The following is a 23,229-nucleotide window of genomic DNA, read 5'->3' on the forward strand; positions in this document are numbered from 1 at the left end:
ATAGCGCGAGCGTGCCTGTAAGGGTATATGCCATGCCTCAGTAAAGAGTATATGTATGCCATTATGCAAATAATTCTTTGGCTCTGCAAATCAGAATAAATCCGCAAACCACAATGAGCCCCTGCGGAGGGGCAGGAGCTCACTGTCTATACAATCAAGTGGGGTTATAAGGTTTACGAATTTTCCCCCAAGGGAAACAGGGATTATTAGAAGTGGAAATCAACCTGTGTGCGGAACAATCTACGATCGAATGGATTGGAACCTGCATAATCACACTTCTGCTGGCTGTAGAGAGTCTCCCACTCTACATTCTTTACAGGTACATACTTAACGCCTACAATCCAGCCCTTGGAACCAAATGGAGTAGAACCCCACTCATCATCACCGGCAATCTGGCCATTCTCACCATACTTGAAGTAACGAGCATAGAGGCCAAAGGAACCTGGATCATTCAAGTCAGTACCCTTGTAGTTAATACGGGTAGCAATAGACTTGTTCTCATCATCTGCATTGGTCTGAATATAATCATTCAAGAGGCGTACATTCTTGGCCACATCAATACCAGTGGACAGAACGAAAGCCTTGTCGCGAGGAACAGTAACTTCTTTGTATGTTGGAACCAACTTACCACCAACAACTGAAACGTTCTCTATTTCACTAGTAGTATACTGGTGGCCCTTGCTCATATCGCTCTTTACATAGTTCAGATTGATATCTACGCAATGACCTACAGAACCCCAAGTACCAATACCGTAGATGGACTCCTTGTCACCAGTACCAGTACCGGAAGCATAGATTGCGCTAGCAGTCAAGCCAGTGCCCTTAATAGGAATACCTGCCTGAATACCATCGGTTTCAGTACCCAGCAGAACATTCTGGAAGCCCAAGCCTCTCCATGCACGACCAATGTTTACCCAGCCGCCGTTGTCAAAATTGCCTTCTACCCAAACGCGCTTGATGTTACCATCATGGCCGGACCAAGTCTTCTGGGAATACTTGCTAAAACCAGTGTTGTAGCTGCCATCGTCACTATAGCGATGATGAGTCTCAACCTGAGTCTTTACGGTCCAGTTGTCATTTACCTTGTAGTCAGCCCGCAAATCCAAATAGGTACGGTCGTTACTGCGGTCTACACCTTTGGTATCCTTGTCATCATGGTCATACTGAGCACGCATGAAACCATAGAAGTTAAGCTTGCCAACCTTATTCTTCAGATCAGCAACATCATCCTTAATGGTCTTAAGCTCGCTGTCATACTCAGACTGCATCTTCTCAATCAGAGCACGGTCAGCAATATTAGCCTGTTCCATCTTATCGGTAGCTCTAGCCACGATAACAGCCATCTCATAACGGCTGATAGCACGGTCACCAGCATAGGTGCCATCAGGCATTCCCTCGATAATGCCATCCTTAACCAACTGATTTACAGCCTCATAGCTCCAGTGATCCTTTGGTACATCTGCCAGACTACCCTCAGCTGCCATCGCAGTACCACCCATAACAGTGGTTAATGCCATAGCAGCAGCCAGACTTGCTAACTTCTTTTTCATAATAGAAACTCCTCCCACAATTCTCTCATTTTCTCCAAAAAAACTTACCCAGTCCCCCCCGCAGCCCTCATTCACACATATGAGGACTGCTGATTGGGCGCAATAAACTACTGCGGGGTGTAATGCGATGTAGGGTACAGCAGTATATTGCAGTGTCATTTATCTTAATACTTTAGAGGGGCTTGGTAATAGACCATCTCAGTCAGCACTTGCCAACCGGCAGTCTTTTACAATCTGCCATAAGTTTTGACAGATTTATATATCTCCGCAGCCAGTTCCGGGGTAAGAGCCTTGGCATCGACTCTCCACCGCCAATTCTGTCCTACGGTAGATGGCTTATTAGTTCTGGCACTGTTATCCAGTCCCAGATAATCCTGCAACGGAATGATGCAGGTTGCAGCTACGCTAGCCATAGCAGTATTAATCATAGGCTTATGCAGCTCCTGCAAAGGAGTCTTTGGTGCATAGAGATAATCTCTTACCATCTCTATTTCCACCGGACTAATACTCTTAAACCAGCCCTGCAGGGTTTCGTTATCATGGGTGCCTGTATAAACCACGCAATTATTATTGTAATTATGTGGCAGATAATCAGCTGCCGCACCGGTATCACGGGAATCAAAGGCAAATTCCAGCACCTTCATATTAGGGAAGCCGCTTTCCTTTACCAGTTGACGAACGGAATCTGTCATAAAGCCCAGATCCTCAGCAATAACCCGTCTATCTCCCAGGCAATACTTCATGCATTTGAACAAATCAATGCCTGGGCCCTTTTCCCAATGACCATTAACGGCATCCTTGGCACCATATGGAATGCTGTAGTATTCATCAAAACCACGGAAGTGGTCGATACGCAGCACATCATACATATTGAAAGCATACCAGAGACGACTCATCCACCAATCAAAGCTGGTGCTTCTATGATAATCCCAGTTGTAAAGTGGATTGCCCCACAACTGGCCTGTAGCAGAAAAGCCATCTGGAGGACAGCCAGCTACAGCCAAAGGCTCACACTTCTCATTCAACTGGAACAGCTCTGGATGGGACCAGGTATCGGCACTATCCATAGCTACGTAGATAGGAATATCACCAATGATTTCCACACCCTTGCTGTTAGCATAGGCTTTCAGCTCCTGCCACTGTCTAGCAAAGAGATACTGCATGAACATCTGGAACTCAATATCAAAATACAGTTCCTTGCGATAGTAGTCCATGGAATAGCCCCAGCGGAGACGAATATCCTCTGGCCATTCATTCCAGCACTTGCCCTCAAATCTGTCCTTCAAAGCCATAAAGAGAGCATAATCTTCCAGCCACCAGCCATTGTCAGCTAAATACTGCTGGAAATCCTGCTTCTCACTGATGTGACTCTTCTCATAAGCCTTGCGCAAAAGCTTGTAACGGCCTTTGTACAGCTTGGCATAGTCAATATCATCAGCTTTTTTGCCCATGTCCACAGCCTTGATTTCCTTTTCAGTCAAAAGGCCTGCTTCCACCAGCTTGTCCAGGCTAATGAAATATGGATTTCCTGCAAAGGTAGAAAAGGACTGATAAGGTGAATCACCATAGCTGGTAGGCACCAAAGGCAGAATCTGCCAGTAATGCTGTCCAGCTGCCTGGAGCCAATCTACAAACTTGTAGGCTGCCTCATCAAAACAGCCAATACCGTAACGGGATGGCAAGCTGCTGATTGGCAGCAATATTCCTGCTTTTCTCTTCATCATCTTCAATCCTCCACATCTATTAGCAGTCCGAAATGGTCTGAAACCACCGGCTCATTATTTCCATCAAAACAGGTTCTACTGGAATGAACCTTTACCATCTCACTGCACCAGATATGGTCAATCCGCATGCCCTCCAGCATGTTCTCCTGACTAAGTTTATCTCGCCAGCCATCAATAACACCTCGTACAGTGTTGCCAGCATCCTTCTTCTCTGCTAGAAGATAGGTATCCTGCCAGCCGCTTTCTTTTATCAAATCATAGCCCTCGTGCTTTACTTGCGCTGGGCTGTTAAAATCACCCATCAGGAAGATTTTTCCCTGATGATTTTTTTCTTTTACAGCAGTCTGCAGCTTTTCCCACTGATTGCCAAAAGGTTCTTCCTCATCATTCCACCAGCCCATATGGATGGTATAAAACCAATCCTCTGTGCCAGCAGGCCGAATTCCCAAGGCATAACGGGTGCGCCAATTGCCATAATCCCCGTCACTGCTTAACAAAACCACATTGGTTTCTGCAATAGGCTTGCGACAAAAAACTGCCAGACCCTCATCATACATGCTATAACCTAGCTTCATTGGCAGCCAGGTCCAATTATATTCGATACCTGCCTTGCGTAGGGCCTCTGCTGCCAAGGCAGCATGATTATCTACCTTAAGCTGTCGCGGCTCCTGATTGTTATAGGTACGATTCAGCTGTAATACCGCCGTTGCCTGGGGAGCATCAGCTGTCTGATTAACCTCCTGCATGGCAATAATATCCGGCTGTAATTGAGCAACTGCCTTCACAAAGCTTTCCATTTTGCCTATGTAGTTTTCTTCCAAAATACTATGTGTATTTATTGTCATTAATTTCATTTTATATACCTCACAGAAAATACTAGCATGGGCTTATCAGGCTATAACAAAGTTGATTAAGTATATTTCCCTCCCTATCTAAGGAGATGATATTACTATGGCAGGTATTGGGGGCCTGCCACAGTATTATCATTGCGCTAGATATGGAGAAGGGGTTATCAAAGAATATCGTTAATATCAGATTTCAGTACATCAGCCTTTGGACCATATACTGCCTGAATACCATTGCCCTTAACAAAGAGGCTCTGAGCACCCTCTGCCTTCCAGGCCTTCAGATCTGCTACCTTGCTGCCATCCTTAACAGTTACACGGAGGCGGGTAAAGCAGGAATCTACCAATTCAATGTTTTCACGGCCACCCAGCAGAGCAATAATGCGCTCAGCCTGGCTGTTAGCATCTCCCTTCTTGCCGGAGGACTTGCCCTCTTCTTCATCAGACTCTCTGTCGCTGTAGTTACCCAGACGACCTGGGGTAGCAAACTGGAACTTGCCAATAGCGTAGTAAGCCACAACATAACCAATAATAGCGAAAGCTACGCAGGTAAGAATGAAGTTTACAACATCACCCATGAGGCCTGCATTGCTGACCATTGGCAGACGGGAGATAAACTCCAGATTACCAAAGGAATGCAGTCTCAAATTAATCACACCGGCCATAGCGAAAGCACAGCCCTGAATCAAAGCGTAAACAACATACAAAGGCATAGCGCAGAACATGAACATGAACTCGATAGGCTCGGTAACACCAGTCAGGAAAGTTGCCAGAGCAGTGGAAACGAACATGGACTTGTAGAGGTGACGCTTGTCAGCGTCTACACGACGATACATAGCATAAGCAAAACCCATCAGCAAACCAGTTGCACCAATCATCTGACCAACCTTGAAACGGGCAGGAGTAACAGTTGCCAGCAGCTGATTGTAAGAAGCGGTATCGCCAGCCTTAACGAAGTTAATCAAGTCATTAACCCAAGCCAACCACAGTGGATCCTGACCATATACGGTAGTACCAGCACCCAGGCCAGTCTGAACTACATAGGTGCCACCCAGAGCGGTGTAGTTAACAGGAATAGTAATCATATGATGCAGACCGAATGGCAGCAACAGACGCTCCAGAGTACCATAGATAAATGGTGCCAGCAGAGGAGCAGTATCAGAAGAGTTAGCAATCCACACACCGAAGTTGTTGATAGCACCCTGAATTACAGGCCAGATCAAAGCCATAATGATGGAAATAACAGCGGAATAAGCAATTACTACCATTGGTACGAAACGCTTACCATTGAAGAATGCCAGTACATCAGGCAGCTTGCGGAAATTGTAGTACTTGTTATAAGCAGCAGCACCAACGAAACCGGAGATAATACCGATGAACACACCCATGTTCAAAGCAGGTGCACCCAATACGCTAACAAAGTAATTCTTTACCAGCAGTTCCTGACCAAAGAGGGAATATACCACAGCGTCAGGATTGCCCAGCATATCGCCAGTAACACCGAAGATGTTGCCGGTAATGCGGTTAATAAGACAGAAAGCGATAATAGCTGCAAAAGCACCGCCGGCTCTTTCCTTGGCCCAGGAACCACCAATGGCAATCGCGAAGAGAATGTGCAGATTACCAATCAGGGCCCAGCCCATATTCTCTAATACACAACCCAGAGTTACCAATGCGCTGATGTCTACACACCAGAGCTGTAAAACCTTGCCGATGGACAAAGCCAAACCTGCAGCAGGCATAACAGCGATAACTGTCAGCAATACTTTACCCAAGTTCTGCAACAGGTCAAAATTTATAAGACCACTCTTCTTAGCTGGCTCTGGAGCCTGCTTTGTTTCTTCCTCGGCCACTTCCTTCTCCTCCACCTTAGACTCAATAGTATAAATCAGAGTTTGGCCAGCCTTGGCCTCTCCCTCTGTAGCAGGAATATTCAGCTTTCCTGCTTCGGCATTACAGAACAGCACTGGAGTGGTAGCTGCAATGTTTTTCTCTTTCAAATAGTCGAGATCCACAGTTGCAATCAAATCGCCAGCCTTTACCTGAGTGCCTTCCTTTACCTTGATATCAAAAGGCTTTCCCTTCAGAGAAACTGTTTCCAAGCCCACATGCAGCAGCAGCTCAGCCCCCTCGGCTGTATGGAAGCCAAATGCATGGCGGGACTCTGCAATGGTAACCAAAGTACCTGTTACAGGACTGTAGATATTACCATCTGATGGCATAATCGCAATACCATCACCAAGAATCTTATCGGAAAATACTGGATCTGGAACCTCGCTAAGAGGGATTACCCGTCCGGTCATTGGTGCGTACACCGATGTAAGAACCGATTTTGACATTTTTATTTTTCCTCCCCTTCTTACAGTTATCATGATACTACTTCTATAATATCTCATGAAATATTTCTGAAACATTTTTCCTTTACCCTAGAATGTGTTTCTGAAATACTGTAACTATATTAAACCATATTTCATGAAATTATGCAACACTTTTTTCTGCTAACTTGACTTTTTTTTCTAAATAAGGTAAATTTAAAATATGAAAAATCCTGTTATATATAATGAAGCAAAATGAGATTTAAATTTATCTGCAATCGAGTTGAACACCATTCAAATTTGTGAAATATCATAAGGGAGTAGTTTTATGGCAGTAACTATTAGAGATGTGGCTGCATTGGCAGGGGTTTCTCCTGCTACCGTATCCAGAACCTGCAACAACAATCCAGCTATCAGCGCCGAAACCAGAGAAAAAGTCTGGCAGGCCATTGCCACTTTAGGCTATAAAGTTTCCGCAACAAGCAATGCAACAAATGTAAATAACGAAAAAAATTCTTTTTCTATCCACAATAAATTACCTCGTAATATTGGTATTATTATGAAACCCCAGGACAAAAGGGGCTATGACAATCCCTTTGTCACCCGCTGTATTCGTGGTATTTGTCAGGCTGCTATGGAGCAGCACTACTCCACCATGATTATTTCTGGAGAAAGCTACCAGGAAATGCTGGCTTGTATTCAGGATCTGGTGCAGTTCAAAAGGATTCAGGGCTTTGTGTTCCTGTATTCCGCTTTGGATGATCCTTTGATTAATTATATGCACCAATACCGTATTCCCTTTGTGGTTATTGGCAAGGCCAGTGCCTATGTAAATGATACGGTTTATGTAGATAATGATAATCTGGTGGCTGGTCAGGATGCGGCCAATTATCTGATTGAAATGGGCCACAAAAAAATAGCCTTCGTCTGTGACAATATTTCTCAGATTTTTGCCTATGAACGTAATGCGGGCTTCCGCCTATCCATGATGCAACACAATCTGGATACTCCTGACAATTACCTGATTTGTGGTATTACCATGCCTTTGGACAAAAACAGCAGTCTGGCTCGTCTTTTGCTAAGCGATAATCGACCTACTGCCCTGTTGATTGTTGACGATACTGTGGCTTTGGCCACTTTGCAGCTTTGCCATGAGCTGAATATCAAGGTGCCAGAGGATTTGTCCATTCTAACCTTTAATAATTCTGTTATGGTCAAGCTTTCCACCCCAGCTCTTAGCACCATTGATGTTAATTCCAGACAGCTGGGCATGGAGGCTGGCTCTCAGCTAATTGACATGGTTGAAAATCCTGGTATGAGTGCAACCAAAATCATTGTGCCTCATTATATAGTAAAAAGGGACAGCTGCCTCCCTCCTCAGCAGAATAGCTGACAAAAACCAGTCCCATCAATTTTATAGCATAAAAAAACACCATGAGCTAGATAACAAGCCTATTATATGGCCTTGTTACAGTTCATGGTATTTTTTGTTAGAAAAGCTTTCTCAGCCTCTGATTTTTCTTTGTTGGCAACATCTGGTTATTTTAGATAATCTTGGTTGTCCAGCCTTCGATATTCCAAATGCTGTCTACCCAGTCCTCATAGAAATCCGGTTCATGGGATACCAGCAGAATGGAGCCTTTATATTCCTTCAAGGCTCGCTTCAATTCTGCCTTGGCCTCCACATCCAGATGATTGGTAGGCTCATCCAGCACCAGCAGGTTCACTGGCTTCTGCATAATCTTGCACAGTCTTACCTTGGCTGCTTCACCACCGGATAATACCATCATTTTGCTGGTAATATGCTCATTGGTTAGGCCACAGGCCGCTAAGGCAGAGCGCACTTCAAATTCAGTCATGCCGGGATATTCCTGCCAGATTTCCTCAATAGCTGTATTATCATTGCCACGATTGGATTCCTGCTCAAAATATCCGGGAGAAACAAATTCCCCCAGCTCTATATGGCCGGCTATAGGCTTTATCTGGCCTAGCAAGGTTTTCAACAAAGTGGTTTTGCCTAAACCGTTAACCCCACGGAGAGCCACCTTTTTGCCCCGCTCCAACTGAATGTCTACAGGATTGGTCAAAGGAGTATCATAGCCTAGTACCAATCGCTTGGCTTCAATTACAAAACGGCTAGGGGTTCTGTCCATCTGGAAATTAAAATGAGGTTTTGGCTTTTCCGTGCGCTTTTCCAATAGCTCCATTTTGTCCAAACGCTTCTGACGGGAATTGGCCATGCCTCTGGTGGCAACTCTGGCCTTGTTCCGCTGGATAAAGTCCTTCTCCTTGGCAATCTCCGCCTGCTGCCGCTCATAGGCTGCATCTTCTTGCCGGCGCTTGATAGCATACATTTCCTGGAATTTCTCATAACTGCCAGTATATCTAGTAAGGGTAGCATTTTCCACATGATAGATAACATTGGTAACAGCATTCAGGAAAGGCACATCATGGGATACCAGAATAAAGGCATTCTCATACCCCTGCAAATAGGTTTTCAGCCATTCAATATGCTCCACATCCAAAAAGTTTGTTGGCTCGTCCAAAATCAATATATCTGGACTTTGCAGCAGCAGCTTGGTCAACAGGACCTTGGTGCGCTGTCCACCAGAAAGAGCATCTACAGGCTTGTCCAGACCAATATCCCGCAGGCCCAGGCCTCCAGCTACCTCCTCGATTTTGCTGTCCAAGGTATAGAAGCTGTGGGCCTCCAGAATATCCTGAATATCTCCCACATCAGCCATCATTTTGTCCATTTCCTCCGGGGTAGCCTCAGCCATTTTGTCATAGGCCGCCAGCATTTCATGCTCCAGCTTGTACATTTCATCGAAGGCTGTTTTCAGTACATCACGGATGGTCATGCCTGGCTTAAGAACAGCATGCTGATCCAAATAACCAGTGGTTACTCGCTTGGCCCATTCTACCTTGCCCTCATCTGGTGTCATCTGCCCTGTAATAATAGACAAAAAGGTAGACTTACCCTCTCCATTAGCACCAACGAGAGCAATATGCTCTCCCTTTAGCAACCGAAAAGAAGCATCCTCAAAAATAGTCCGCCCGCCAAAACCATGAGACATATGCTCAACATTCAAAATACTCAAATACAAAACCCTTTCTATTATTTAATAGATGTTTTCTCAAATCTAGACGTTTAATTATAACATAAAAATCATGGAAACCAATAGCCCCCATGGAAAACCACAAATACCTCGTTATATTTCCTGCCGGCGGATTAATTCGCCAAAGAGCTGGCAGCTTTGCCGCAATTCCTCAAAGGTCCCTTGGGCCACAATGGCACCTTTGTCTAAAACTACAATTTTATCTGCCTTACGAATGGTACTCAGCCGATGGGCCACCACAATTCTTGTGGCAGATAATCTTTCCATAGTGCGGGAAACAATTCCCTGAGTTACATTATCCATAGATCGAGTAGCCTCATCAAAAATAAGTATTTTGGCCTTGCCTACCAAGGAACGGGCCACCAGAATACGCTGTTTTTGTCCCCCAGATATATTCGTGCCATTTTCACTAATTATAGTGTGCATCCCCATAGGCATATGGCGAATATCCTCTGCTAGGCCTACCATTTCTGCCGCCTGCCAGGCATCATCTATGGTAAGTGGCAAGGAGCCAATAATATTGTTGAGAATATTTCCTGCCATAATCCGGCCCTGCTGCATAACCACGCCCATCTGCCGTCTTACCGAGGCCACATCAAGGCTATTCAAATCCTGTCCATCATACTGCACCAATCCTCGTTCTGGCCGCTCTAGTCCCAGCAAGATGCGCACCAAGGTGGATTTGCCACAGCCAGAGCTGCCTACAAGCGCCACAAAAGAACCTGGCTCAATATGAAGATTTATCTGTTTCAATGCTAGAGGCAAATCTGGCTTGTAACGAAAAGACACATCTGTTAAATCTATTTCACCCTTAAGCTCACCAGCAGAGGGCTTCCGAAAACCATTTTCGTCCGGAGCCTGCAATACAGGACGAATCAGCTCCAAATCCGTCATCATATCCATAATACTGCTGCAGCTGCTCATAAATCCCGCCGCTGCTGCCCCAAAACCACCCATAGCTGCATAGAAGCTAAGGAAATCTGCCTGATTCATCAAGGCTTCCCGATTTTTCACTGCATCATCAAAGATAGTCATAATCAGATAGAAAACAAAGAAATTCAGCACCATAGGCTGGGCTATGTTCACCATATTCAAGAAATTCTGCAGCCAAGCAATCTTTCGTTTCCACTGCCACTCCTGAGCAAACCTTTCACTCCACATATAGAAGGCTCTAGTTTCAGCACCTCCCAAGCGAAATTTATTCAGTCCGTCTATAATCTGCACCAATATACCTGATACCCCGGCAGCAGCCACTACCTGCCGTCTTTGATATTTTCGCAGCCAGTAGGAAAGCCCGAAGGAAATCAAGCCAAAAACCAGCCAAATAAAACAGCTCAAAAGGGCCAGCTTGGGGCTGTACCAAAACATAAGCACAACATTAAAGACTCCGAAAATGCCATTTAGAACACCATTGGTAATAACACTGGAAAATTTGGTAGATATACTGGCTATGCCCTGCATCCTTGCAGTCAACACACCTATATTGTATTGGCGAAAGAAATCTATAGGCAACCCTAACAGCTTAATCCAAAGAGCCGGCTCTGCCGCCCAGCGAATGTGATATTTCATTCTAATTAAGCAAATACTCCGCATAAGGGTAATCACACTGGCAGCCATGGCTGTTACCAGCATAACCTGAATAACCATTACCAAGGCCTGACGATCATAGGAGGGAATAATATCATTAAATACAGTCTGGGTAATCAATGGCGTAGCCAAGGGCAGCAGACCAAGCAAAATACAGCAAAATGCCAAAATTTCATAGTCCTGTGCCCAGCAGATACCAGCTGCCCAGCGGAACCATTGCCATAGGGAATCCACATTATCCGGCATCTGACGAAAAAAGCAATAGGCCTCCTCCCCTATGTGGCTGGCGATTTCCGCCGTTACCTTGTAGCGCCTCCCCTGATTAATATCATATATTTTATAGGCTTCAGGACTTACTGGCAGACAGGCCATAGGAACACCATCCATAAAAACCAGCAAAGTGCCCTGATCAGACTTTTCCCAATCCGGCTCTAAAGTCACTCGACGGCCGAACAATTCCGTGTTATTCAAAATATAATCTATGATTTTTCTATCATCATCGTCTTTTTTTAAACGTTCCTGATAGGCAACTATCCTCTGCCTCTTGATGCCCATATGCTGTGCCACAAACTTCAGTGCTGTAATCACAGGCCTTTCTCCGGCAATATCTGTATCTACACAGTCATCCCAACTACTAAGAAGTGTCTGCAACAGACCGTTGTAGGCACTGCGGCGCAGCGCCTTCCGTCTAACCTGCTTGTGAGACAGTCGCTGATCGTAGAGCTTTTGCTGAGCTAGAAGCTTTGCTTCATATTTTTCATAGGCTGCCCCAGGATTTGCCAAGGCCACAACATACATTCCTGCCACCATTTCTTCATAGGATAGCTGCTCTAGAACTACTTCCTCCACCGCAATCACCAAAAGGCCCATGCCCTCCCTGGCTCCACCACAGGGCACAGTCTGTCCCTTAGAGAGAGACAGCAAAAAACTGCGGGAAATATCCGTATCATCCTTTTTCTTGACTATATATAATTCCGCCTGTCCAGATAATATACCAATGTATCTATCCTCCCCGCCAGGCACCCAGTACCATTGGCCAGGCTTGAGCATTTCCTGCATTCTGCCACCTCCTATTGCTCCATAAGCAGTTTCTTATAATGTCCATCCTTGGCCATTAGACTATCGTGATTGCCTCGCTCCACCACCCGGCCATTACTCAGAACAATAATCTCATCACAATCTCTAATGGTAGACAAGCGATGAGCCACAATCAGACAGCTGCAGCCCCGACGACGAATATTGTCCATAATCTTCTTTTCTGTAACCGCATCTAATTCTGCTGTAGCTTCATCAAAGACCAAGAAACTTGGATTGGTAGCCAATGCTCTGGCAATTTCTAGACGCTGGCGCTGTCCACCGCTAAAATTAGCTCCTCCCTCTGCTACCAGAAAATCATAGCCACCTCGCAAAACAGCAATTTCCTCGTGAATACAGGCATCCTTAGCTGCCTGTATAATTTCCTGCCGACTGATATTTGCATCAAAGAGGGAGATATTTTCTGCTACAGTTCCTTCCAGCAATACAGGATTCTGTTCCACCACCGACATGGAATTGGCCAGGATATCCTGATTTATCTCTCCCAAAGGTATACCGTCATAATATATCTCCCCCAACCAAGGCTGACACAGGCCGCTAACCAGCTTGGCTGTTGTAGATTTTCCGCTGCCGGATTTACCTACAATGGCTAAACGGCGTCCAGGCTTAATCTCAAAATTCAACCTTTTAATCAAGGGCTTCCCTACTCTGCCATAAGCGTAGCTTACATTGCGCATTTCCACATGGCCTTTCAAACGGCTAGGCATAGATGTATCTAGTTTTTTCTCCGGCAAGGCAGTATATCTGCTAATATCCTCCAATTTCAAAATCTGAGCTTCCGTCTGCTGAATGTTTTGCAGCATGGCAGCAATTTTTCCTACCGGTTGCTGAAAATTAGACATAAGGTTCTGAAAGGCTACAAAGATACCTACCGTCATAACTCCGTCCATAATCTCAAATCCCCCCAGCATCATAATAAGGGCACTGTTAACACCCGCCAGCACACTGGGGATAAAGGACACAAATTGGGCAATATATTCCTGATGCTGCAGCATATCCAGATAGCGGGCGTTTTTATTAACCCACTTAATAAAGAAATCATTTTCTATACCATTGGCCTTCAATGATTCTATAGAAGCAATGCCTACTGCCGCCAAGCCACTCATACGCCCTGCTTCCAGCTGAATTCTCATCTGCTGTTCCTTCAGCCATTGATAAACAAAATAAGTCAAAACCAGATTGCCACAGGTAAATACCACACCGAAAGCAGTAAGCAGGGGATCATAAATCACCAACAGCACAAGGTACAGCATGGCTACCAGAAAATCCAAGGCAACCTGAGCAAAGTGGCCTGTAACAAAGGTAGTGATTTCCTCCCCTAGACGAAGCCTAGACACAATATCTCCCGTAAACCGCTGCTGAAAGAAATCTATAGGCAGTCTCAAAACATGCTCAAAGAACCTGGAACACATACGAAGTGCCAAAGAACCTTGCCACATAAGCAGACACCAGCTGCGGAAAAAATGCAAGATCATTTGCAAAAACAAAGCAATTGCCATACCCAGCATGATTTCAAACAGCCATGGCCTGTGTTTCATGGTAAGCACATCATCCATAAAAACCTGGGTAATAATGGGCACATAAATATTCACAATGGAAAGGCACAACCCTAGACTCAACACAAAATAAAGGGCCTTTTTTTCCAGCAGCAATTCCTTCAGCAAAATACGCCAAGCTCCCGGTGGCCGCTGCTGCTTTTGAAAATTTTCTCCAGGACGCAAGACCAAGGCTATACCGGTGTAGTTTTCCTCAAACTCCTGCCAGCTAACCTTGCGATGCCCTCTAGCGGGATCATTAAGGTAAACCTGCTTTTTCACCTCATCATAGCCCTCATAAACCAGAAAATGATTAAAACCCCAATGGAGAATTATGGGTGCCTTTTGCTTGACCAGCTCCTCAGGGCTATAGGTAAAACCAGTACCTTGTAGACCTAAGCTTTCAGCTCCCATCAATACATAGGCTGCATTGCTGCCATTACGGGTTATGTTGCAAATCTGCCGCAATTCATCCAAGGGCTTGTAGCCTCCGTAATACCCTAGAACTATGCCTAGGGCAGCTGCACCACATTCACTGGCTTCCATCTGCAGCATCATTGGGGTGCGAATTATTTTCTTTTTCATATCAATCACTCCGTACCCACTGAGAAAGCTTGGCAAAGGCCTTTACCACAGGAGCCTCCCGTTTTACCACTGCACTGGCACTGCACACCATGCCTACCTGGACTTCCTCATCTCCCCCTAGGACATTATTCCACAAATAACCAGACTTAGATTCATCATCATCAATAAGCTCTACTTTAACTTCCACGGCAGAACCTCCCAGCTTGTTCACCACCATAGAAGCAAATTCCTTGTTGCCAGTCCAGTAATTTATTCGATCCGAGCCTACAGGCACCTGAGACACCCGTACTACCTTGCCTAGAAGTTCACCCCGCTCAGTTTCCTCATCCCGATAGGGATTCAGCTCCATAATAGTCCCCGGTTTTATTCTGGCCCCATCAAAGGAGGAAACATACACCATGGCAATAAGATTGCTAAAGTCATCATCCCGGCGAATATCAAAAATAGGGGTGCCTACACTAACCACATCCCCTTCATCCGCCCGGACATTTACCACTACCCCTGTATATGGACTTCGCAGCTGGCCATCCGTATTCCGCCCTTTCTTCATAGATGATAGCTCTGCCACCTGCCGCTTCATTTCCGACTGACTAGTGCTGTCTGCAGCCACCTCTAGCTGATACATCAGCTGCTGTTCCTCCTTGCCTTGCTCTATGTAGGCCAGAATATCTCCTTCCTGAACCCTGTCTCCCAGACTATAATTCTGTTGTACTATCCGGCCGCTGGCCATGGTAGAAACGGAATTGATTCCTTCCTTGTCCAAAATAATGCCATATCCTGCCACCTTGTCTGCCATAATGCCAAAGAAGGACCAAATAAGGATGGAAAATATAACAATCATCACCGTGGCTAGGCCTACCCAGCCTAAAGATGGCACCACCCGAAACAATTTGTCATCTCCCTCTGGCTTTTTTAACTTGGCTAGAGATTTTTCCTGAAACAGCTTTGTATCCATTATTAGTCCTCCATAGAAAGCTTTACCTGTACCCCTTCCTGAATAAAGCTCCGAGTCGTCAGCAAAACTCTGTCTCCCTGCTGCAAACCATCGAGAATTTCTACATAATTTTCATTTTTTATACCGCAGACTACCTGCCGTACCATTACCCGATTGTTATCATCCAGAAGATATACACAATCCCTTTGGTTATCCTCAGCCTTTTTCACGGCCTCTCTAGGCACAGACAAAACCTCATGGGTAGAGGAAGAGCAAAGCTTTACTTTGTTATATGTGGTAGGCTCTAAATACTGTCCCCCGTTTTCCACCTCTCCATAAAGGGTATAGCTGGAGGCACCGCTATCTAAATCTGGTGTCAAACGCAATTTCTTTATCGAAAAGACATTGTGAGCCTGTTCCTTAACATATTCCTTGTCTACAGGATATATACGATAGCTTAGCAGCTCATCAGGTATTTCCATGGTTAGCTCCTGGGCTCCATGATGCATCAGCCTTTGTGCCTGCTCTAGGCTAAGACCAAATCTCACCTGAAGATTGTCAGTTTTGCCCAACAAAAGAATGGCCCTCCCCGGTGACAGATAAGTTCCTTCCTTGGTATAAATCCTAATCACTACCCCATCCTGAGGAGCTCTAATCACCAGCTTGTTCTGCTGCTCCATAAGGCCAGCTTTTTTTGTTTCCAGACTGGCAATATGATCCCGCATAGCATCCCTTTTGGCTACGGATGTATCGTACTCGGCCTGAGATACAGCCTCCTGAGCTAACAGCTGAGTATTTCTATTTACATTTAATTCCAGATTTCGGAGATTGATTCTAGCTTCGGAAATATCTGCCTCAGCTCCAGCTACGCTGATTTCAAGATTCTTGTTTTCCACATAGCAAAGAATATCCCCTGCCTTCACAATATCTCCATGCTTAACCAGCATATGAACTACCGTGCCATCTATCTGACTTTGCACATCTACGGACCAGGGCATGGAAGCTGCCATATTCACATTGTCTGCCATACTGTTGATCTCTCTATATTCTGCATAGGCGCCTTTAAGGGTATCGTGATCCTCTGCTATCTTTTGAGCAATATGTCGATTGCTGATAACATTAATCATAATACCAAAAATAGTAAGCAGAACCACCACCAGAATAATGGCAACAAAAAAGAATTTCAGCTTTTTTTCGTGTTCCACATCAGTCACCTATTTCGTATTTTTCCAATAAAATTCCTGCATTGTAAAACTCCTTCAGCCCTCGAATAACATTGGCTGGAGCGTAGCCTGCATCCATGAGATTGCTGATTATCTCATAGCCTGTCTGATTGCCTGGCACTAACTGCTTATAAATCTGCTGATGCAGGCCTGGCTGCTCTCCCTCTCCGTCCAGCAAGGAAAGCTTAAACTTCTGTAGATTATGGCTGTAGGTTATGCCCTTGTTGATTAATTCAAATTGCAGAGTTGGCCGCAATCTGAGCACCTGATTATTATCCAATTCTTCTGACATATATGTTTTGAGCATCGTAGTAAATTTTTCCTGAAAATCCGCCATATCAGCAAAATAAGCTTTAGCTAGGATTCTTTCTCCTGTAGGTTCCTTGGCTGTAGAAAGACAAGGTGTTACCAAACGAAGGCTTTGCTCTGCCATATTAACCACAAAACCAGAAATACAGGAAATAGTACTTGCCTCCTCCTCCTCCATCACCTTGTCCTGATAGCTGTATTCTCTAGCTCGGCCCGTCTTAGCAAAATGGCAGGCCGGTGCTTCTGGAAACTGAGGCAGAAGCTCCACATATATCAATTCCTCTGGGGTAAAGGCGGCAAAAATCTTTTTGAGAATATCCAGACTCAGAATAGAAAATCTATGAATATGCTTCTTTTGCCCCAAAACATGAGCGATAATCCTTCTTGTATTCTCTATATTACGGCCAGCAGCAGCAGTGGTAATCTGTGGTACCTGACCATAGGCTTGCAGAAAATCATCGGAAAAACTAAGATAATCTGGATTATCCAAAGGCTCACAAGCATAGTAGCAGGTGCCGCTGCCTGCAGCAGCCTTGCCCAACATTTCGGCGGTATATTTTAGAATGCCCTGCCAAAGCTCCCTACAATCTTCATACCTAGCCACCTTCTGCAGTTTTTCCGCAGCTACCCCGCAGAAGGGACAGCCTACGGAACAGCCCTTGCTTAGCTCAAAAATCAAAGGCGTATGAATCAGGGAAAGATTCCGCGTACCTAATTCTCCCCAACAGCGGTTTACCTGTCGCTGCCGCCAGATAGCAAAGGCCTTATGTTTAGGCACGCAAACCTGTTTTTGCAATTCCTCCCGTTGCTGGATTTTTTCCTTGACAAAAGCCTTATACCGCCTTACAGATAAAGGCCGTTTAGCTTCAGCCATAACCAAATAAGCCTGGGCCGAAGCGGCATCCAGCAGATAGGCCATTTCCTCTGGATGATCTATGGAAAGACCTGCTTCTGCCAAAGCTGCCTGGGGATTCTCAGTGAAATGCTGCTGAAATCCCGGCACCATGGTACAGTACTCCAGTAAACACTTAATATGGGCTACTTCATGAATGTAGTCCTTGTCAGGCTGTTCTTCCCCAAAAAAATACTGTATTTCACCCATTTAATCTTCCTCCTCTATAGCCAGGGCCAGATACTCCCGACCTATCTGCAAAAGCAACCTATCTGATAGCAAGGCCTCTATAGACTTTGCAATATCTTCAGCTTCATAGCCCATATTCTGCAATTTGCCCAATAATTTACTGCCTTCTATAACCTGCTCTGTTTGTCGGTAAACCTCTGCCGTAAGGCCCTGCAATGTGTGGAACATTTTTGTGCTGCAAGGGCGGAAATCCATAATTTCAATAGTGCCATCTGGACGGCAGGACATATCCAGCCGATCTGGATTCACCACAGATTCTTCCCACTTCCTTACCATGTCTGCTAATTTTGCGTAAGCTGGTCCCCGTCTAGCCACATCCTCCTCAAGATAGCGTGCCTCGGCATCTACCTGCTGATATACATAGGCCACATCATTGATGAAATCCTGTCCCAGAGAATATACATATTGATAAGTATGGAGAGGCTCCAGTTGCAAACCGTATTCAGCTCTGTTTCTTTCATAAATACTGCTTTTATGGTAGGCAATATTAAAAAAAGCCTTGGGAGCTTCTAAATGGCTGATGAGAGGCAGAATTTCTACCATAGCTTCGTAATCCTCATTTTTTTCTCCGGGAAAACCACAAAGCAGATTCCAGGTAAACCATACTCGGCAGCGGCGATAATTCTTCATGGTTTCTATCTGCTTAATAGCTCGACACCCCTTATGCATCAAAGCTAGTACATGGTCATTAAGACTTTCAATACCAGGCTGAAAATAGCAAAAACCTACCTTGGCCAAGGCCCTTATTTCCTCTAGGGTAGCTGCTGACTTAATTTCTGTAAAATATTTGGCTGAGGGGACCTGAGCTTCTACCATAGCTCTAGGCAATTCCTTCATATGCTGATAGCTAAGAATACTGTCTGTAAAAAACACATATTTAATACCATAGCGTTCCAATAAATATTTCATTTCTGCCACCAGACGCTGGGTAGATTTCTGGCGATAAACTATGCCGCAGCCATTAAGACCGCAAAAGGTACATTGATGCTTTTGTCCCCACCAGCAGCCTCGGGAACCTTCTATATACAGTGCTGGATTCCCTGGAAATACCAAATTAAGCTGCTTCTGAGTAGACAGGTAATCATCATAATCAGGATAGGGCAGCTTGTCCAAATCCTTGGTTAAGCGATGCACCGGCAAGTCAAAATCACTGTATTTATCAATAATGCCATAGGGCAGCTGCCTGCCATGAGGTCTTTCTCCCCCCAAAAGAGACTGACAAAAATCTGCCATAATTTCATCCGCTTCTCCCTGAAAGATATAATTAATTTCCGGGAATGATTTTATCAGTGCTCTACCAGCTGTATCATAGCAATTGCAGCCTCCTACAAGAATTACTAATTCTGAAGAACGGCGGCGCAAAGCCTTAAGCAAAGCAAACAGGGCATTATTTTGCTGAAACATGTTGCCTATAGCTACTATTTTGGGGCTGAAAGACATTATCCTCTCTGCTGTATCCTCAATAAAATTTATAGCTTCCTGCTGACATTCCAGCAATTCTTCTTTTTGGAGATATCTGCTTTCGGCAATAGGGGGATTATCTAAAATATATTTATAATAACCATCCCAGTCTATGGATTTGCCAGGAAAGGCCGCTGGCTGAAAAACGCACTCTCCCAGCATGGTAGCACAGTGAGAACCAGTAATAATGGTGTATTTTTCTTTGCCTATCTGCTGATAAAAATACATATTGGCATAGTCCACTACTGAACTTATGCCTTGATTTTTCAATAATGCCTTAAATAGACTCAAGGCCATAGCAGGAAAATTCACCTGTGACATAGGTAGATAAACCAATACTACATCCTGATGTTCTGCCATTGTTCACACATCCCTTATGTATACCTTGACAGTGATTTGTAGGAACCAATGCCTCGGGATTCAAAATCAAGGGGAACCGTTGCCTGACTATCCACGGCCAAAAACAGCAATTCCTGTCCCATAGCCAGAATCACATTGTCCTCTATTAGTTCTTCCAAGGCCTTGACCACTGCCTCTCTGTCACTGCTTTCCCCCACATCTTCTAAAAGTCTGGCTCTGGTAATAACCCTGTCCGCAGCCAGACATATATCCTTTTTTACCCCAACTAGCTTCTGAAGAAAATGCTTTGCCCCCTGTCTTAGATCCAAAAGTTCCAGAACATTATCCTGCAAGGTATATTCAAAACGCTGAGGCCTCCTATTAATATAATCTTGGTGCCACTGGGCCACACTCTCTGCTAACTCCTTAATCACGGGAGCTAATTTTTTCTGTGCCACGGCATAATCACTATTGCTACCTCCTGACTGATGATGAAACATAAAGGCAGCATCTCTTATATAATCATGATGTTCAGGAAAGGCCACAGCATAACCAAGGACCGGCACCAGCTGCAGATTATATTTTTCCGGATTCTGCCAATAATAACTATAGCGGACAAACATCAAGGGGGAACATTGCTGAGGTGGCAATAGATGGCCTATTTTTTTGACAATTTTCGCTGTTTCCTTATAGGAAGCTGCTGTTTCACCGGGAAAGCCGTGGAGAAGATGCCAAATCAAGCCTACGCCTGTTTCTTTGGCGTTTTTCAACAATTCCACATGGCGAATACCTCGATTGCCTTTGTTCATTAGAGATAGCAAATCATCTTGCAGACTTTCGATACCTGGCTGAACAAAATAAAAGCCTGCCTGCCTCAGCAGCTTAAGCTGTTGACGATTAATATTTGATTTGATTTCCCCAAAGAATACATAGCCCTTTTGTTCCTTTGCTAACAAAGGCAACAATTGCGCCAAATGCTCTTTGCCTAAAATATTATCTGTTAGCTGAAATCTCTTGGAATGATAGCGATGGCTAAGATAGTCCAGCTCTGCCAAAATTCGTTCCTTAGACTTGGTTCTATAGCCATTATTCAAGGGATTTAAACCACAAAAGGTACATCCCTTAACAGCATTCCACCAACAACCTCGGGAAAATTCCGTAAATAAACTCATATTAACTTCCTGCCCATAGCCATATTCTTCTAGGGCAGCAAAATAATCATCATAGTCAGGATAGGGTATTGTATCCATATTGGCGGTTTGGGCCACAGGATAGGCATCATATGCCAGATTGGCTGGCAAAGCCATTTCCCTAGTCAAGGCACCGTAGGGCAGCTGGCCAGTTATTCCTTTATTTATTAACTCATGGCAAAGCTTGGCAAAACAGCTATCTGCCTCCCCGGAAAAAACCACATCCAACTGAGGAAAATCCCTTACCAAGGCCCAGCCAGCAGAGCCAATACAATTAGCTCCTCCCAGCACCAGACAAAGCTCCGGCCTTTTTTCTTTCAAATACCTTGCCAAAGCCAAACAGGCATTGGTCTGAAAAAACATATTAGCCATGGCCACGATTCTAGGCTTTTTAGACAGAATCATTTCTCCCAATTCCTGAATAAAGATGGCAACCTGGCTGGCTTGATACTCTATCTCTTCATAAATTGCCCTAGATCCTCGCTCTCCATATCCCTGCTGCTGCAGCAATGAGATAAGATGGGATTTGTTCAGGGGCTTTCCCTGAGCATAAGCTGCAAAAACCATATCCCCAAACATAAGCTCTTGGGGCGTCATAGATAAACCATATAGATAATGATCCAATCCTACCTTGCGGCAAAATAGCATATTGCCATAAACTACCTGACTTTCAAGGCCAGAGCCATGTAGGGCGCCTTTCAACAGGCTAAGGGAAAATACAGGAGAAGCAAAAGAAGAATAGGGTACTTCTACCAAGCACACATCAATCATAATAGCTCCTCCTTATCTGTATACTCCCAATGAATTTAATCGAATATCCCCATAGCTTGTTAGATTAAAACAATAGCACCTACTACAAAAACAGCTACTTCTGCCCCTGCAGCAAGTGATGAAGCAATAACAGTGGCCTCTGCCGCTACTACCTCTACAGCACCAACTGCCTGTACGGTTGCTTGAGTTTGGGCTACCACATTAGTAGATGTAGCAACTGAATCTGCTCCGGAAATCTGAGCCAATTCAGCAGCCGTTAAAGTTTTGGGAGACGCTGGCAGAATCAAATAATGTACATCCTCAGTATTCTGAATAATGCGGTATTCAAATCCCTCTGGCACAATCTTATCGCTCTGCTCAGCTTTGTTTAGCAAAAATTTAGCAAAATTCTGTATAGGCTCCCTTACATTGTCATAAGGCAGAACAAAATATTCTACCAATTTTGGGGCCTGAATAACCTTGTAGGTAATCCCCTCTTCCAGTTCAATACCCTTTTCCAGCATTACTGATTCAGGATCCCTAATAAATTCTTCCCTATAAACCTCGTCCTCCCAGCACTTGGAAATAATTTCCCCGTACTTAATTGCATTTTCCTTGGTCATAATTTATCAACTCCTTTACAACTGAAAAACATCTATCTGCAAATTATTTGGTTGTTCAACAAATAATTACATTCCCCTACATTTTTCATTCTACGCTTTTTAAAAAAATCCTCTTTTTTTGCAAAGTTTTTTGTATACTTTTTTTCATCAATCTTCATTCTCAGCTCGCTGGCGGATTTCCTGCAACCTGGGAATCAAATGCTGGTGAAGCTTTTCTTCTAAATGAGATATATCGGGTGAATCAAAAGTATAATTCATCTCTGGAATATTTCTGATTCTGGCCTCCCCAAAAAACTCACAGCGAAATTCGTTGTAGTAGATAATAAAATTGCTTTCAATAGCAAAATCTGTATAGTCAAAAACAATATAGGAACCATTCAGCACCCTTACTGGCGCAGAGGGCTTGATAAACAGCTGAAACCCCTCCAGTGTTTCTGGTAATATATTGGTATAATCCCAAGCTGTAATCTCCATTTCCTTGGTGACATAGCTCATATTATCTGGATTGTAAACCACCAAATCATGGATAGCCCCTTTCAGATAATGCCTTAGATGCTGTTCGAATACTTCAAAGCTGGCAGTAATAAACTCCATAAGGCAAAATTCTGTCAGGCCTATCCATACCCGCACCTTGTATTCCTCAGTTTCCTGATGAAAATAAGCACAAATCCCCAAATGCCGTTCCTCATTGCTATAGGAAAACAATTCATACATATCATCATTTTCCTGATAAAGCCGCTGGAATTTCATGGTATGAAGCTCCTGGGGCAGCTCTTGAAGATAAGGCCACTCCCCAGCCTCGTTTTCTACTTTTTCAATAATCTTTTCCTTTAATGGCATATTTGTCTCCAAAGAATATACTAAAAATAGGAACCATATTAGTTCCCCAATACAGTTCCCATTT

15 protein-coding genes are annotated in these 23,229 nt (G+C 44.4%); 1 reads left to right on the forward strand and 14 read right to left on the reverse strand.

Annotated elements, in window-relative coordinates; all coding sequences use genetic code 11:
• Window positions 1-206: 206 nt before the first annotated feature.
• The 4 genes from I6E26_RS08815 to I6E26_RS08830 form a co-directional block, all read right to left on the reverse strand.
• Window positions 207-1,550: an S-layer homology domain-containing protein gene (locus I6E26_RS08815; protein WP_235321517.1), complete on the reverse strand. Its 1,344-nt coding sequence runs from the start codon at window positions 1,548-1,550 to the stop codon at window positions 207-209.
• Window positions 1,551-1,777: 227 nt separating this feature from the next.
• The gene (gene malQ, locus I6E26_RS08820; RefSeq protein WP_235321518.1) at window positions 1,778-3,274 is read right to left on the reverse strand and encodes a 4-alpha-glucanotransferase; all 1,497 of its coding nucleotides are present in this window, start codon (window positions 3,272-3,274) and stop codon (window positions 1,778-1,780) included.
• 2 nt (window positions 3,275-3,276) lie between these two features.
• Complete coding sequence (locus I6E26_RS08825) at window positions 3,277-4,128, reverse strand: endonuclease/exonuclease/phosphatase family protein (RefSeq protein WP_235321519.1); 852 nt, start codon at window positions 4,126-4,128, stop codon at window positions 3,277-3,279.
• Between the two features lie 158 nt (window positions 4,129-4,286).
• Window positions 4,287-6,458, reverse strand: a complete 2,172-nt coding sequence (locus I6E26_RS08830) for a PTS transporter subunit IIBC (protein WP_235321520.1) — start codon at window positions 6,456-6,458, stop codon at window positions 4,287-4,289.
• 304 nt (window positions 6,459-6,762) lie between these two features.
• Between I6E26_RS08830 and I6E26_RS08835 the strand changes: the two genes are divergently transcribed.
• A complete protein-coding gene (locus I6E26_RS08835) occupies window positions 6,763-7,827 on the forward strand; it encodes a LacI family DNA-binding transcriptional regulator (protein WP_235321521.1) in 1,065 nt (354 codons plus the stop codon).
• Between the two features lie 151 nt (window positions 7,828-7,978).
• On the opposite strand, the gene I6E26_RS08840 is transcribed toward I6E26_RS08835, so the two are convergent.
• From I6E26_RS08840 to I6E26_RS08885, 10 genes are all read right to left on the reverse strand, one after another.
• Window positions 7,979-9,535 carry an ABC-F family ATP-binding cassette domain-containing protein gene (locus I6E26_RS08840; protein WP_235321522.1) on the reverse strand — a complete coding sequence of 519 codons (1,557 nt, stop codon included), beginning with the start codon at window positions 9,533-9,535 and terminating at the stop codon, window positions 7,979-7,981.
• Window positions 9,536-9,646: 111 nt separating this feature from the next.
• Entirely contained in the window at window positions 9,647-12,199 is a 2,553-nt protein-coding gene (locus I6E26_RS08845) for an NHLP bacteriocin export ABC transporter permease/ATPase subunit (RefSeq protein WP_235321523.1), read from the reverse strand.
• Window positions 12,200-12,210: 11 nt separating this feature from the next.
• Complete coding sequence (locus I6E26_RS08850) at window positions 12,211-14,355, reverse strand: NHLP family bacteriocin export ABC transporter peptidase/permease/ATPase subunit (protein WP_235321524.1); 2,145 nt, start codon at window positions 14,353-14,355, stop codon at window positions 12,211-12,213.
• Window position 14,356: 1 nt separating this feature from the next.
• Entirely contained in the window at window positions 14,357-15,310 is a 954-nt protein-coding gene (locus tag I6E26_RS08855; RefSeq protein ID WP_235321525.1) for an HlyD family efflux transporter periplasmic adaptor subunit, read from the reverse strand.
• Between the two features lie 2 nt (window positions 15,311-15,312).
• Window positions 15,313-16,494 carry an efflux RND transporter periplasmic adaptor subunit gene (locus tag I6E26_RS08860; protein ID WP_235321526.1) on the reverse strand — a complete coding sequence of 394 codons (1,182 nt, stop codon included), beginning with the start codon at window positions 16,492-16,494 and terminating at the stop codon, window positions 15,313-15,315.
• A 1-nt stretch (window position 16,495) separates the two neighbouring features.
• Window positions 16,496-17,923, reverse strand: coding sequence for a radical SAM family RiPP maturation amino acid epimerase (locus I6E26_RS08865; RefSeq protein ID WP_235321527.1), 1,428 nt, complete (start codon window positions 17,921-17,923; stop codon window positions 16,496-16,498).
• Window positions 17,924-19,783: a RiPP maturation radical SAM C-methyltransferase gene (locus I6E26_RS08870; RefSeq protein WP_235321528.1), complete on the reverse strand. Its 1,860-nt coding sequence runs from the start codon at window positions 19,781-19,783 to the stop codon at window positions 17,924-17,926. It lies immediately after the preceding gene.
• Between the two features lie 14 nt (window positions 19,784-19,797).
• Window positions 19,798-21,723 (reverse strand): RiPP maturation radical SAM C-methyltransferase, encoded by a 1,926-nt coding sequence (locus I6E26_RS08875; protein ID WP_235321529.1) that lies wholly within the window; start codon window positions 21,721-21,723, stop codon window positions 19,798-19,800.
• 59 nt (window positions 21,724-21,782) lie between these two features.
• Window positions 21,783-22,325 carry a hypothetical protein gene (locus I6E26_RS08880; RefSeq protein ID WP_235321530.1) on the reverse strand — a complete coding sequence of 181 codons (543 nt, stop codon included), beginning with the start codon at window positions 22,323-22,325 and terminating at the stop codon, window positions 21,783-21,785.
• Window positions 22,326-22,472: 147 nt separating this feature from the next.
• Window positions 22,473-23,165 (reverse strand): hypothetical protein, encoded by a 693-nt coding sequence (locus I6E26_RS08885; protein WP_235321531.1) that lies wholly within the window; start codon window positions 23,163-23,165, stop codon window positions 22,473-22,475.
• Window positions 23,166-23,229: the final 64 nt, after the last annotated feature.

The organism is Anaerovibrio lipolyticus (assembly GCF_021531495.1).
Taxonomy (GTDB): domain Bacteria; phylum Bacillota; class Negativicutes; order Selenomonadales; family Selenomonadaceae; genus Anaerovibrio.